The 12,518-nt window shown below is 66.7% G+C and carries 14 protein-coding genes; 6 read left to right on the top strand and 8 right to left on the bottom strand.

Features of this window, described 5'->3' with window-relative positions; translation table 11 throughout:
- Nucleotides 1–52: 52 nt before the first annotated feature.
- The 4 genes from dmpG to G6N35_RS01200 are packed head-to-tail and all read right to left on the bottom strand — an operon-like array spanning nt 53 to nt 3,466.
- Nucleotides 53–1,072 (bottom strand): 4-hydroxy-2-oxovalerate aldolase, encoded by a 1,020-nt coding sequence (dmpG, locus tag G6N35_RS01215; RefSeq protein WP_163802515.1) that lies wholly within the window; start codon nt 1,070–1,072, stop codon nt 53–55.
- Nucleotides 1,069–2,025: an acetaldehyde dehydrogenase (acetylating) gene (locus G6N35_RS01210; RefSeq protein ID WP_163802513.1), complete on the bottom strand. Its 957-nt coding sequence runs from the start codon at nt 2,023–2,025 to the stop codon at nt 1,069–1,071. Before G6N35_RS01210 ends, dmpG begins: the two co-directional genes overlap by 4 nt.
- Nucleotides 2,026–2,033: 8 nt before the next feature.
- Nucleotides 2,034–2,834 carry a 2-keto-4-pentenoate hydratase gene (locus tag G6N35_RS01205; protein WP_163802511.1) on the bottom strand — a complete coding sequence of 267 codons (801 nt, stop codon included), beginning with the start codon at nt 2,832–2,834 and terminating at the stop codon, nt 2,034–2,036.
- The gene (locus tag G6N35_RS01200) at nt 2,831–3,466 is read right to left on the bottom strand and encodes a TetR/AcrR family transcriptional regulator (protein WP_163802509.1); all 636 of its coding nucleotides are present in this window, start codon (nt 3,464–3,466) and stop codon (nt 2,831–2,833) included. The genes G6N35_RS01205 and G6N35_RS01200 overlap by 4 nt, the downstream gene beginning before the upstream one ends.
- Nucleotides 3,467–3,572: 106 nt before the next feature.
- On the opposite strand from G6N35_RS01200, the gene G6N35_RS01195 reads away from it, so the two are divergent.
- From G6N35_RS01195 to G6N35_RS01185, 3 genes are read left to right on the top strand one after another with little or no spacing between them, the layout of a single operon-like run.
- On the top strand, nt 3,573–5,162 hold the full coding sequence (locus tag G6N35_RS01195; protein WP_163802507.1) for a bifunctional 3-(3-hydroxy-phenyl)propionate/3-hydroxycinnamic acid hydroxylase: 1,590 nt from the start codon (nt 3,573–3,575) through the stop codon (nt 5,160–5,162).
- Nucleotides 5,159–6,025: an alpha/beta fold hydrolase gene (locus tag G6N35_RS01190; protein ID WP_163802505.1), complete on the top strand. Its 867-nt coding sequence runs from the start codon at nt 5,159–5,161 to the stop codon at nt 6,023–6,025. The genes G6N35_RS01195 and G6N35_RS01190 overlap by 4 nt, the downstream gene beginning before the upstream one ends.
- A complete protein-coding gene (locus G6N35_RS01185; RefSeq protein WP_163802503.1) occupies nt 6,022–7,023 on the top strand; it encodes a VOC family protein in 1,002 nt (333 codons plus the stop codon). Before G6N35_RS01190 ends, G6N35_RS01185 begins: the two co-directional genes overlap by 4 nt.
- 63 nt (nt 7,024–7,086) lie before the next feature.
- Here the strand turns inward: G6N35_RS01185 and G6N35_RS01180 are convergent, their stop codons facing one another.
- Together G6N35_RS01180 and G6N35_RS01175 are read right to left on the bottom strand one after the other, a co-directional pair.
- On the bottom strand, nt 7,087–7,935 hold the full coding sequence (locus G6N35_RS01180; RefSeq protein ID WP_163802501.1) for an alpha/beta fold hydrolase: 849 nt from the start codon (nt 7,933–7,935) through the stop codon (nt 7,087–7,089).
- Nucleotides 7,932–9,458, bottom strand: coding sequence for a flavin-containing monooxygenase (locus G6N35_RS01175; RefSeq protein ID WP_163802499.1), 1,527 nt, complete (start codon nt 9,456–9,458; stop codon nt 7,932–7,934). Before G6N35_RS01175 ends, G6N35_RS01180 begins: the two co-directional genes overlap by 4 nt.
- A gap of 92 nt (nt 9,459–9,550) precedes the next feature.
- Here G6N35_RS01175 and G6N35_RS01170 point away from each other — a divergent pair, with 92 nt between their 5' ends.
- Complete coding sequence (locus G6N35_RS01170; RefSeq protein WP_163802496.1) at nt 9,551–10,165, top strand: TetR/AcrR family transcriptional regulator; 615 nt, start codon at nt 9,551–9,553, stop codon at nt 10,163–10,165.
- Between the two features lie 28 nt (nt 10,166–10,193).
- On the opposite strand, the gene G6N35_RS01165 is transcribed toward G6N35_RS01170, so the two are convergent.
- Nucleotides 10,194–10,871, bottom strand: a complete 678-nt coding sequence (locus G6N35_RS01165; RefSeq protein WP_246224163.1) for a M15 family metallopeptidase — start codon at nt 10,869–10,871, stop codon at nt 10,194–10,196.
- Between the two features lie 21 nt (nt 10,872–10,892).
- Nucleotides 10,893–11,288 (bottom strand): hypothetical protein, encoded by a 396-nt coding sequence (locus G6N35_RS01160; RefSeq protein ID WP_163802494.1) that lies wholly within the window; start codon nt 11,286–11,288, stop codon nt 10,893–10,895.
- 54 nt (nt 11,289–11,342) lie between these two features.
- On the opposite strand from G6N35_RS01160, the gene G6N35_RS01155 reads away from it, so the two are divergent.
- Both G6N35_RS01155 and G6N35_RS01150 read left to right on the top strand, forming a co-directional pair.
- On the top strand, nt 11,343–11,717 hold the full coding sequence (locus tag G6N35_RS01155) for a DUF732 domain-containing protein (protein ID WP_163802492.1): 375 nt from the start codon (nt 11,343–11,345) through the stop codon (nt 11,715–11,717).
- An 11-nt stretch (nt 11,718–11,728) separates the two neighbouring features.
- On the top strand, nt 11,729–12,211 hold the full coding sequence (locus G6N35_RS01150) for a CAP domain-containing protein (RefSeq protein WP_163802490.1): 483 nt from the start codon (nt 11,729–11,731) through the stop codon (nt 12,209–12,211).
- Nucleotides 12,212–12,518: the final 307 nt, after the last annotated feature.

The following is a 12,518-nucleotide window of genomic DNA, read 5'->3' as shown; positions in this document are numbered from 1 at the left end:
ACGGTAGGCCGCGAAGCCATCCGGTTCGGGCGGTTCGGCGAATAGTCCTGGCTCAGCGGGCCGATGCGCCGCCGATGAGGTCGAGGGCGATATCGACGAGCATGTCCTCCTGGCCGCCCACCATGCCTCGCCGGCCGGCTTCCTCGAGCAGAGTGCGGGCGTCGACGTCATAGCGTGCGGCGGCCGCCTCGGCGTGCCGCAGGAAGCTGGAGTACACCCCGGCGTAGCCGAGAGTCAGTGTCTCGCGGTCGACTCGAACCGGCCGGTCCTGCAACGGGCGCACCAGATCGTCGGCGGCGTCCTGTAGCGCGTGCAGGTTGCAGCCGTGCCGGTAATCCATCCGGCTGGCAGCAGCGATGAACACCTCGAGTGGGGCGTTGCCCGCTCCGGCGCCCATCCCGGCCAGTGACGCGTCGACCCGGTTGGCGCCATGTTCGACGGCCACGATCGAGTTGGCGACGCCCAGCGAGAGGTTGTGATGGGCGTGAATTCCGATTTCCGTTGTCGGCAGCAATGTTTGGCGCAGTGCATCCACGCGTTGCGCGACATCGCGCATCACCATGGCACCACCGGAGTCGACGACATAGACGCAGGTGGCGCCGTACCCTTCCATCAGTTTGGCTTGCCGCGCCAGCGAATCGGGGGGCGTCAGGTGGCTCATCATCAGGAAGCCGACGGCATCCATCCCGAGTTCTCTTGCCGCGGCGAGATGTTCGGCGGCGATGTCGGCCTCGGTGCAATGAGTGGCCACCCGCACCACCGTCGCACCGGCCCGGTTGGCTTCGGTGAGGTTGCGCACCGTACCGATTCCGGGCAGTAGCAGGGTGGCGACTCTGGCCGAACGCACCACGGCGGCAACGGCCTCGATCCACTCCAGGTCGGTGTGCGCGCCGAAGCCGTAGGTGCAGGTCGATCCGGCCAGGCCGTCGCCGTGCGCCACCTCGATGGAGTCGACGCCCGCGGCGTCGAGCGCGCCGGCGATCGCCACCACCTGTTCGATGCTGTACTGGTGGCGGACGGCGTGCATCCCATCCCGCAGGGTGACGTCACTGATGTAGAGGTCGTGAGTCATGGCGCGACTCCGGCAGTCCGGCCGGCGTGGACGGCGATACGCTCGGCGGTGGCCTTGGCCGCCGAGGTCATGATGTCGAGGTTGCCCGCGTAGGCCGGCAGATAGTCCGCCGCGCCGGCCACCTCCAGCAGAGCGGTGACCCGGCTACCGGTGAACGTGCCGGTTTCCGGAATGTAGAGCGGGTTGTGAGTGGTGAATCGCTCGAACTGCAGGCGTTGCTTGAGCCGGTAGCCGGGCACGTAGGCGGCGACCTTGTCGACCATGGCCTGCACCGATTGTTCGACCGCCTCGTGGTCGACGTCCCCGTCCACCAGGCAGTGCACCGTGTTGCGCATGAGGACCGGCGGGTCGGCCGGGTTGAGCACCACCACTGCCCGGGCACGCTGCGCGCCACCGACGGTGCACAGAGCCGACGAGGTGGTTTCGGTGAACTCGTCGATACTGGCCCGGGTCCCCGGGCCTGCCGACTTCGCCGAGATCGCGGAGACGATCTCGGCGTAGGAGACTAAGCCAACCTGGCCGACCGCGGCGACGATCGGCACGGTGGCCTGTCCCCCGCAGGTCACCATGTTGAGGTTGACCGCGTCGAGGTGTTCATCGAGGTTCACCACCGGGATGCAGTACGGACCGATGGCGGCCGGGGTGAGGTCCAGCATCCGCACACCGGTGCGCTCGAGTGTGGCCCAATTGGCCCGGTGACCGCCCGCCGAAGTGGCGTCGAAGACGATCTTGATGTCGGCGAAGCCGGGCATCGCCAGTAATCCGTCGACACCGTGGACGCTGACCGGTACGCCCATCCGCCGCGCGCGGGCCACACCGTCGGATGCCGGGTCGATGCCGACCATGGCAGCCATCGTCAGTGGGCCGTCGCTGCGCAGGATCTTGATCATCAGATCGGTGCCGATGTTGCCCGATCCGATGATCGCGACCGGCCAGTTCTGTTGTGACGTCATGATGTTCCTCAGGTGAAGGTCAACGACACGGTTCCCAGGCCGCTGATGGCGGCCGACGCGCCGTCACCCGGGTGGACGAACGCGGCAGTGGTGAACGATCCGGACATGATGAACTGGCCGGGAAGGATCTCGGTTCCGAACGGTGCGAGGGCATTGGCCAGCCAGGCCACCGCCGCGGCAGGATCGCCGAGCACGGCCGAGCCCACGCCCGAGTCGACTTCGGTTCCGTTGAGCCGCAACGATGCTCGGGCATTGATCAGGTCGACGTCGTCGGTGAACGCTATCCACTCGCCCAGCACCACCGCACCCGAGCTGGCGTTGTCGGCGACCGTGTCATGCAGTGTCAGCTTCCAGTCGGCGATACGGCTGTCGACGATCTCCAACGCGACGGCCACCGCCTCGGTGGCAGCGCGAACGTCGGCGACGGTGACCCCCGGCCCGCGCAGCGGATCACGAAGCAAGAACGCCACTTCCGGCTCGACGCGTGGTGCACAGAACCGGCTGCGCGGTACCGCCGCACCGTCGGCCACCACCATGTCATCGAGGATGTAGCCGAAGTCGGGTTCGTCGACGCCGAGCAGGGTCTGCATCGGTTCGGAGGTCAAGCCGATCTTGTGACCGACCAGCCGGGCGCCGTTTCCGAGCCGCCGGGTCATGTTGAGCTGCTGGACGGCGTAGGCGTCGGCGAGGTCCAGCCCCGGGTACCGCTCGGTGAGCGGGCCGATCGGCCGGCGATCGGCATCGGCGGTGAACAACAGGTCGGCGGCCTCGCCGAGGCTCGCGGCGGGCAGTCTCGTCGGGTTCGTCATGGGGTGTCGTTCTCCTCGATCATCCGCAGGGCAGTGTCGTACAGGGCGCGGCCGTGAATGGCGAAGAGAGCGCCCAGGTCAACGCTGTCTCCGCCGACCTCCTTGGCGATGAACAACCCGTCGGCCCCGGCGATCGCGTAGGTCGCCAGCTGCCGCGTCTGTTCGGCGGACAAGCCCGGGGCCAGTGCGCCGAGGCTCTGGGTCAGGGCTTCGAAGGCTTGATCGCGCACCTGGATGTACATCGCCCGGGCCCGGGGTTCGACGGGCCGGCGCTCGAGCGCCAGCATCAGTCCGAGACGCAGGAAGTCCGGTGAGTCCGCGACCGCCTTGGCCGTACGGGCGGCCACCTCCATCAGCCGCTCGCGGGCGACCAGATCGTCCGGCAGCTGCCAGACCTGCAACCAGTTGCCGAAGCTGCGCTCGATGACGGCGGCGATCAAGTCGTCCTTGTCCTTGAAATGCCAGTAGATGGAGCTGGCCGGCAGCCCACACTTGGCGCTCACCGCTCCGATGCTGGTGCCCTCGTAACCACGTTCGGCGGCAATCTCGGTCGCCGCGTCCAGGATCCGGTTGCGGGACTGCTCACCGTCCGCGCGCCGCTGCCGACGCTTGGGCGCCTCGTTGCCGACCATTCGACCCCTACCTCTTGACTCTGTAGCGATCACTACACTACCGTATCGATCACTACAGAACAAGTCCCCGGTCAACGCGGACACGGACGACGAATGAGAGAAAGTCATGAGTTCAACCGACGACCTCGAGGCGGCTGCTTACGACGTCGCGATCGTGGGATACGGACCGGTCGGCGCCACCGCCGCCAACCTCCTCGGCCAGATGGGCCTTCGGGTTGTCGTCATCGAGCGCGATCCGGACATCTACTTCCGGGCCCGTGCCATCTCCACCGACGAGGAAGTGCTGCGGATCTGGCAGCAGGTGGGCCTGGCCGACCGGCTCAACGCCGACATGCAACCCGGGGCCGGCGCGAATTTCGTCGATCCCGACGGCGTCCCGATCATCCGGTTGCTCCCCGCGGACCGCGGCAACGGCCACCCGCCGCAACAGTTCATCTACCAACCCGCGGTGGACACCGTCCTGCGGGAGGGTGTCGAGCGCTTCGCGGGCGTCTCGGTTCTGCTCGAGCACGAATGCCTGCGGCTCATCCAGCATCCTGACTGCGTCGAATTGATGTTGGCCGACCTGATGCGCGACGAGTTCAAACGAATCCGCGCCTCTTATGTGATCGCCGCCGACGGCGGTTCCAGTGCGATTCGCGGCCAGTTGGGTATCGGATTCGGTGGCCGCACCTTCTCTGAGCGCTGGATCGTGATCGACACCAAGGTCATTCGGGAATGGCCCGGGCATGACAAGTTGCGCTTCCACTGCAATCCGCTGCGGCCGACGGTGGACTGCCCGACTCCGCTGGGACACCATCGCTGGGAATTCCCGGTGCGCGACGAGGAAGACGAGAAGGCTCTGCTGACCGATGAGGCGATCTGGGAGGTCCTCAACCACCAGGGGATCACCGCCGCCAACGTCGAGATCATCGGGTTCGCCTGCTACAGCCACCACGTGCGGTTCGCCGATCGGTGGCGGGTCGGGCGGATCTTCCTGGCCGGCGATGCGGCACACGCGATGCCGCCGTGGATCGGGCAGGGCATGTGCGCCGGGGTTCGGGATGTCGCGAACCTGTGCTGGAAGCTGCAGGCCGTCCTGTCCGGATCGCTGCCCGAGTCGGTACTGGATTCCTATCAGGCTGAGCGGCTTCCGCACGTCAAGGAGGTCACCAGTCGGGCCGTCAAGGTCGGCAAAATCATCGTCGACCGTAATCCGTTGCGCGCCAAGGTACGTCGGCACGTGTTCCGCACGGCGAACAAGCTTCCGGGATTCAGCACCTGGTTGCGCAACCATCGATGGCTCCCGCCGGCACACTATGACGCGGGACTGCTTGCCCACAACGGCAACCCCGCCGTCGGGTGGCTGATCCCACAGCCGTGGGTCATCGACGGCAACGGCGACCGGGTGCGGTTCGACGACGTCGTCGGCGGTACCTGGTCGGTGTTGCACGTCGGCCCGGACCTGTTGCCGCGGGCCTGGCGCTCGGCCGGGGTGCCGGTCATCCAGATCGCGGCCCCGGGCAGCGCTGCGGGCCCCGACCGGATCGTCGACTGCGACGGCACGCTGACCCGGTGGCTGCAGAACAAGAAGACGTCGGTCGTCGCGTTGCGCCCCGACGGGTTCGTCTATGCCGGCGGAACCACCGACAAGCCACTCCCCCCTCCGCCCGCCGGATTCGTCGCGGCGTCCCACCGAGTGAAGGATCACGCATGACCACCGTTGAACTGACCGAGCATGTCGTCACCGTCGGCGGCAGGCAGATCTTCGTCGCCGAGAAGGGCTCCGGCCCGGTGGTTGTCATGCTGCACGGCGGTGGACCGGGAGCGTCCGGGGTGTCCAACTATGGACGCAACATCGACGTGCTGGCCCAGTCGTGCCGCGTCATCGTCCCCGACATGCCCGGCTACGGCCGCTCGAGCAAGCACGTCGACCACAGCGATCCATTCGGCTATCTGGCCGACTCCATCCGTGGTCTGCTCGACCACATGGGCATCGACACCGCCCATCTGGTCGGGAACTCCTATGGTGGCGCGGCAGCGCTGCGGCTCGCTCTAGATACCCCGCACCGGGCCGGCAAACTGGTACTGATGGGCCCGGGCGGCATCGGCACCACTCGTGGGCTGCCCACCGAGGGCCTCAAGGCGCTGCTGTCGTACTACGGCGGTGACGGCCCGAATCGCGCGAAACTGGCGTCGTTCATCCGCACCTATCTTGTCTACGACGGCGCCGCCGTTCCCGACGATCTCATCGACCTGCGCTACCAGGCGTCGCTGGACCCCGAGGTGGTGGCCAATCCACCGCTGCAGCGCCCCTCAGGGTTGCGCACGCTGTGGCGGATGGACCTGACCCGCGACCGTCGGCTCCGCACGCTGCCCAACCGCACCCTGGTGCTGTGGGGCCGCGACGACAAGGTGAACCGGCCGGCCGGCGGACCACTGCTGCTCAACCTCATGCCCAACGCCGAGCTCGTCATGACCTCGCACACCGGGCATTGGATGCAGTGGGAGCGCGCTGAGCTGTTCAACCAGCTCGTCACCGAATTCCTTTCGCCAGAATCACGATTGGCGGTGTCATGACCGACGTCTTCGGCAAGGTCCACCTCGGCTACCTCGTCATCGAGACCGAGAAGTTCGACGATTGGCGGCGTTTCGGCCGCGACGCGATCGGCATGCATCTCGACGAGACGCTGCCCGATGTGCTGCGCTTCCGCCTCGACGACAACGAGTGCCGGTTCCTACTGCAACGCGGACCGGCCGAGGACACCACAGCACTGGGCTGGGAACTCGACGACCACGCCACCTTCGACACCATCGAAAAGCGGATCCGCGACCGGGGTGTCCCGGTCGTCGAGGGCCGTAACGAGGACGCGGCTCTGCGTGGCGTCGAGCGATTCATCCGCTTCCCGGGCCCCAATGGCCTGGCCCAGGAGATGTATGTGCGCGCCCACCGCGCAGCGCAACCGCTGAACCTGGCTGCCCGCGGCGGATTCGTCACCGGCGCCGACGGCATGGGCCACGTGGCCATCGCCACCAAGAAGCCCCACCAGATGCGTGGCTACTACTCCACCGTGTTCGATGCCCGGCTGTCGGACTACATCGACGAGACCATCAGCGGGCTGAAGTTCAAGATTCGATTCCTGCGGGTCAACGAACGCCACCACAGTGTCGCGATCGCCGCGGTGAATCGGCTGCCGATCAACCCCATCCGGACCAGGATCCAGCACTGCAACGTCCAGGTCGCCGAGCTCGACGACATGACGCAGGCCTACCAGCGGGTCAAGCAGCTCGGTTTCGACATGGCCCTGTCCATCGGTCAGCACACCAATGACAAGGAACTGTCCTTCTACGCGGTGACACCGTCGGGCTTCGAATGGGAACTGGGCTGGAACCCGATCGTCGTCGACGAGTCGACCTGGGCGCCGACGACCCACCAGGGCATCAGCATCTGGGGTCATACCCCGGAAGGGCAGACCGTCGTCGAACTGCTCGAGCGGTTCAAGACCGGCGCCCAATCGGTGCTGCACCGGGAAGACCCGGTGCCCGCACTGGCCGGCGCCGGGATCGCCGACACCTGATCGGCTACCGGCGCGGGTCGTGCAGGTAGGTGCTGAACGTCGGCGGGGATGGCCTTGCCGGCCTCAAGCACCCGCGCGGGCCAGGAAGGGCAGCAGGCGGTCGGCGAACCGGCTGGGACATTCGATCTGGGGCATGTGGCCGACACCGGAGAGCAGGTGCACTTCGGCATGCGGGTAGACCCGCTGCGCCTCGCGGATGTGGTGTGCGGGTAGCACCCGGTCCTTGCTGCCCCACATGATCAGCGTGGGTCGCGGATTGGCGGCGACCGCCGCGGCCAGGTCCCGTCGCCATTGTGCTTTGACACCGCGCGGCGTCCCGAGCGACAGGGTGGTTTCCCGCAGCACGGCCCCGGCGTGGGGTTGCCGGGCGACGGCGTAGGCGTGGTCGATGCGCTCCTTGGTGGCCACCGCCTTGTCGGCGTGGATCAGCCGCTCCAGCAGCACGGCGTTGAGCCGGGAAGGCTTGCGGACGGTCAGCTCACCCAGGACGGGCACGGTCAGCATCCGCAGCAGTGGGGTGACCTCGGTACCGAAACCGGCGCTGTTGATCAGCGCCATGCTGGCCACCCGGTCCGGCTGGCTGGCCAGCATCTGCTGGGCGATCGCGCCGCCCAGCGAGTTGCCGACGATGTGCACCGGGCGGGTCTCGCCGAGCTCGTCGAGGGTGCGACTGACGCCGCGGGCCAACACGGCCAGGGTGATGGCCTCCTGCGGGCGATCGGAGAACCCGAACCCAGGCACATCCAGGGAGATCACCCGATGGTTCTGGGCGAGCCGCTCGTGTTGCGGCGCCCAGTCTTCGAGGCTGCGACCGATGCCGTGGACGAGCAGGACCGGTGCGCGGTCAGGGTCGCCGTCGACCCTGACCCGAGTGCGACGGCCGTCCACCTCGATGAAGGCGGGCCTGCTCATGCCGTGGCGAAGTCCGGCTTGGCGGTCACCGGCGCGACCGTGCTGAATCGCAGGGCGGCATTGTCGACCGGGCCCTTGCGCAGTCGTTCGTGGTCGGACTTGTAGTCCATTTCCACGGTCCACGGGCCGGTGGTGCCCTGCTGCGGGAAGTCGTCGAGCGCGCGCAGGATGTAGCCGGCCGGGAAGTCCAGCAGCGGGCGCCGCGGGATCGTCGGATCGTCGACCACCGGCACCACCGTGGTGTAGCCGTGTTGATCCATGTAGGCCAACATCCGGCACAGGTGCTCGCACACCAAGTCGACCTTCAGGGTCCACGACGAGTTGGTGTAGCCGATCGCGAAGGCGAAGTTGGGCAGACCGGACAGCATGAAGCTCTTGTAGGCCAGGCTGTCGTGCAGGTCGACCGACTGTCCGTCGATGGTCAGCTGGATGCCGCCGAAGGCCTGCAGCTTCAGACCCGTCGCGGTCACGATGATGTCGGCCTCGATCTCCTTGCCGGATTCGAGCAGGATGCCGGTCTTGGTGAACCGGGCGATGCGGTCGGTGACCACCGAAGCCTTGCCCGCCGAGATCGCCTTGAAAAGATCCGAGTCCGGCACCGCGCACATCCGCTGGTCCCACGGGTTGTACGTCGGATTGAAGTGGGTGTCGACGTCGTAGCCCTCGGGAAGTGCTTTGACGTTGAGGGCGCGGATGATGCGGCGCACCTGCTTCGGGTACTTCTGGCTCGCACCGTAGATCAGTCGCTGCCGACCGACATTGAGCTTGCGGGTGATCCGGTAGGCCAGTTTCTCGGGCAGCGCCTTGCGCAGCGAGTTGGCGATGGGGTCCTTGCGCGGCAACGGCATCACGTAGGACGGCGAGCGCTGCAGCATGGTGATGTGGGCGGTGTCGTCGGCCATGGCCGGGATGAGGGTGACGGCGGTGGCACCGGATCCGATGACCACCACCTTCTTGCCGCGGTAGTCGAGGTCCTCGGGCCACTGCTGCGGGTGCACGATCACACCTGCGAACTCGCTCTCGCCCTCGAATTCGGGCCGGTACCCGCCGGCGTAGTCGTAATAGCCCGCGGCGGAGAACAGCCAGTCACAGGTGACGACGGTCTGCTCGCCGCCGGTCTCCACGGTGACGCGCCACTGAGCGGTCCCGGAGTCGAAGTCGGCTCCGATCACCTTGTGCTGCAGATAGATTCGGCGAGCCAGGCCGTCTTCGGAGATGACCTCGTGCAGGTAGTCGATGATCTCGTGGGCATCGGCGATCGCGTTGTCCGATGTCCACGGCTTGAACTCGTAACCGAAGGTGTGCAGATCGGAATCGGAGCGGATACCCGGGTAACGGAACAGATCCCAGGTACCGCCGATGGCTTCGCGGCCGTCCACGATCGCGAAGGTCTTGCCCGGCTGCTTGGTGACCAGGTGGTGACCGAGGCCGATCCCGGAGATGCCGGCGCCGACGATCAACACGTTGACGTGGCCGCTGAGCGGCTGCTTCGGGCGGGCCTGGTGGAACGAGGTGACGGTCATCGAGAACACTCCACATCGAGTGAGAAACTATAACGCGAATAGTGTTATAGTTTACCGATCAGCTGTCAAGAGGTTGCGGAGAAGGGACGTCGATGACCACGGTGGCGGTTGCGAGACGGGCTCCGGTGCAGGCCCGGTCTCGGCAGACCGTGGAGCGCATCCTCGATGCCGCCACGGCGATCGCCGATGAAGACGGGATCGACGCCGTCACCACCCGCGCCATCGCCGACCGCGCCGGGGTGGCCTACCCCTCGCTGTACCGGTTCTTCGCCGACCGTGACGCCATCCTCGACGAACTCATGGAGCGGCACTGCGCCGAGATCGACGCTATTTGTGTCGCGGCCGAGCAGACCTGGGAGATCACCTCGTTCGCCGAGTTGTTCACCAACGAGATCGCTCTGCACGTCGCGTATTACCGTCAGCACCCCAGTGCGGCGAGCCTGTGGATGGGCGGGCGCACCTCCCCCACCGTGACCAAGCACATCCACCTGCGGATGCAGACGCTGGCCAATCGGCTGCACGACATCCTGGTCGATCGCGCGTTGATGCCCGCCGCCACCGACCGGCGCAACATGCTGGTGGCCGTCGAGATGGCAGACCGCGTGCTGGAATTGTCCTACCGCGACAACAGCGACTTCGACGAGGACATCCTCGCTGTCGGCCGCACCGCTTTGGTCGCCTTCGGCGAGACACTCGCGCGTTCCTGATCTTTGGCCGAGCCTACACACTCGTAGCTCACTGCCGCTCGAAGTGCTGATAGTCGATCGGGTCGTGCCAGCTGCCACCCCAGGTCCAGCCGCGGTCGGTGAAGGCCCGCACCGCGGGATCACCGGCGTGCAGCAGACCGAGGTCGGCGCGCGTTCGGTCCAGATAGGCGGCGGCCGTTTTCGGCTGCAAGTCACCCGATTTGGTGATGTACGGGTTGATCAGAGGGTTCACGTCGATGGCTCGACCGTAGGCGTGCTGTGACCACGCGCGCCCCGACGGAAGCGGGCGGCAGTTGAAAGCCGAGGTGTTGTTGTCCTCCATCGACAACTCGTCATCGGCATTGCGGTAATGCTCGGCGGTCTGCATCTTCGCAATCGGATAGTGCTGCGCCAGAAGGTCATCGAAGATCGCGACCACGTCGGGCACGAGCGCCTCGTCGATCACCAGGGCGCCGCGATGGATCATGTGATCTAAACCCAGATAGTCGAGCTCGACCCGACGCAGTTGCTGGGGCGCAACCGGACAGTCCGGGTGCCAGGTGGCCCCCAGATCCGCGGCGGTCACCTGGCGGACGACGGCGGGCTGCCACTGCTCGGCCGTCGAGGTAGGCACGGCCGCCGGTGCCGACGTGATCGCGGGGCCGGGCGTCTGCGCGCACGACGCCAGCAGGAGGGACGCGGCGACCAAGCCGAGCGCGGCACGCAATGCTCTCTGCAGACCCCGCGTCTAGAGCGTCGCCGTGAACGGGCCGAGGATCTGACACGGCGGCGATGCGGGCTGCAGCGCCCACGCCGCACAGCCACGCCCGGTGGCCACATAGGTGGTGCCCGGGCGATAGGGCACCACGATCGTCGCCGGATCGGCACCATGAGCCTGGTTGCACTGAATGACCGAGTCCCTGTCCAACGGCTGGATGCAGGCGACCGCCGAGTACGGGCCCGCCGCGGGACCGCATCCGGCGATTACCGCCGTGGCGCTCACCTGCCCGTCCGCGATCTCCGGCGGTGACAGCGTGTAGGTGCACGGCGCGTCCGGGCCGGCCTGCGCAACACCGCCGCCGCCCACGGCGCCGCCAAGGACTGTCAGACAGAGCGTCGACATCACCAGGGCTGGCCGGATCATGGCCGAATCGTAGAACAACACGAACGGCGCGAGGATGGCTTTACACTGACCCGCATGACCATTGTTTCAGCGACGACGGCTCGGCTTCTTGTGGTGGGTGCCGCCGCGGTGGGTACTGCCCTCGCCGGTCTGGCCGGTGCACCGACCGCCAGCGCAGACAGCGTCGGCTATCTGGTGAACGTCACGGTGCGGCCGGGGTACAACTTCCCCAACGCCGACGCGGCGCTGTCCTACGGGTACGGCTTGTGCGACCAGATCGCCGCGGGCACGAGCTTCACCCAGATGGTCAACACGGTCAAGACAGACTTCAACACCGGGGACGACTTCCAGGCGACCTACCTGCTCAGCCAGGCGTCGCAGGAGCTATGCCCCGCCCAGATCTGGCAGCTCCGAAAGTCGGCGGCGGGCTGGGTGCCGTCTGCACAGTGAGGACGGCGTCGATGCCCACCTTGACCCGGCTCACCACCTCGGTCAGCGCTGCCACCGTGCTCGCCGTGGCGTTCGCCCCGGCCGCACATGCCGATAACTCGCGGCTCAACAACAGCGTGGTCGCCAACGTCTATACCGTGCAGCACCAGGCCGGCTGCAGCACCGACATCAAACGCAACCCGGCACTGACGCTGGCTGCGCAGTGGCACGCCGATGACGTCCTGAACAACCGATCGCTGGACGGCGACCTTGGATCGGACGGCTCGACCGCCCAAAGTCGCGCTGCCGCAGCAGGTTTCACCGGCAAGGTCACCCAGACCGTAGCGATCAACCCGGCACTGTCCATCAACAACCTCGATGTGATCAATCAGTGGTACTACAACCCGGTCGATTTCGGGATCATGTCGGACTGCGCCAACACCGCGATCGGGGTGTGGTCGGAGAACAGCCTGGACCGCTCGGTCGTGGTGGCTGTCTACGGCCAGCCGGCCTGAGCGCCCAGCAACCAACCACCGCGCCGACCGAGGACAGTCGTCGCAGCGGCCGTACGCCCCAGGCCAGCCCACCCCCTCCTTACCTTCCACAATCGCCTGGAACCGACGGCGGACTTCTTGCCCCATTCTTTAGTTGAAGATAGATTAAATTATCACCTGGCGCCGGCGCGCGTTCGGTGCATCTGCACGTTGCGTGGCTAAGCGCAGCGGGCGACCCGGTACCTGAAGTGCGGCAAACTCCATCAGCATCTTGAACAACGGACAAAATCTGTTGTACGTTCTTAAAGCCCGAATGGTGCGACCCAGA

The sequence above is a fragment of the Mycolicibacterium anyangense genome, assembly GCF_010731855.1.
Lineage (GTDB): Bacteria > Actinomycetota > Actinomycetes > Mycobacteriales > Mycobacteriaceae > Mycobacterium > Mycobacterium anyangense.
The sequence above is the reverse complement of the archived record's forward strand: the minus strand, read 5'-3'. Positions and strand labels throughout refer to the sequence as shown.

Bases quoted from the DNA above. Each gene is read 5' to 3' on its own strand.
- G6N35_RS01200 (WP_163802509.1), bottom strand. From the start codon at position 3,466: ATGGTCGGCAACGAGGCGCCCAAGCGTCGGCAGCGGCGCGCGGACGGT.
- G6N35_RS01175 (WP_163802499.1), bottom strand. From the start codon at position 9,458: ATGACCGTCACCTCGTTCCACCAGGCCCGCCCGAAGCAGCCGCTCAGC.
- G6N35_RS01170 (WP_163802496.1), top strand. From the start codon at position 9,551: ATGACCACGGTGGCGGTTGCGAGACGGGCTCCGGTGCAGGCCCGGTCT.
- G6N35_RS01210 (WP_163802513.1), bottom strand. From the start codon at position 2,025: ATGACGTCACAACAGAACTGGCCGGTCGCGATCATCGGATCGGGCAAC.
- G6N35_RS01150 (WP_163802490.1), top strand. From the start codon at position 11,729: ATGCCCACCTTGACCCGGCTCACCACCTCGGTCAGCGCTGCCACCGTG.
- G6N35_RS01195 (WP_163802507.1), top strand. From the start codon at position 3,573: ATGAGTTCAACCGACGACCTCGAGGCGGCTGCTTACGACGTCGCGATC.
- G6N35_RS01185 (WP_163802503.1), top strand. From the start codon at position 6,022: ATGACCGACGTCTTCGGCAAGGTCCACCTCGGCTACCTCGTCATCGAG.
- G6N35_RS01205 (WP_163802511.1), bottom strand. From the start codon at position 2,834: ATGACGAACCCGACGAGACTGCCCGCCGCGAGCCTCGGCGAGGCCGCC.
- G6N35_RS01190 (WP_163802505.1), top strand. From the start codon at position 5,159: ATGACCACCGTTGAACTGACCGAGCATGTCGTCACCGTCGGCGGCAGG.
- dmpG (WP_163802515.1), bottom strand. From the start codon at position 1,072: ATGACTCACGACCTCTACATCAGTGACGTCACCCTGCGGGATGGGATG.
- G6N35_RS01160 (WP_163802494.1), bottom strand. From the start codon at position 11,288: ATGATCCGGCCAGCCCTGGTGATGTCGACGCTCTGTCTGACAGTCCTT.
- G6N35_RS01180 (WP_163802501.1), bottom strand. From the start codon at position 7,935: ATGAGCAGGCCCGCCTTCATCGAGGTGGACGGCCGTCGCACTCGGGTC.
- G6N35_RS01155 (WP_163802492.1), top strand. From the start codon at position 11,343: ATGACCATTGTTTCAGCGACGACGGCTCGGCTTCTTGTGGTGGGTGCC.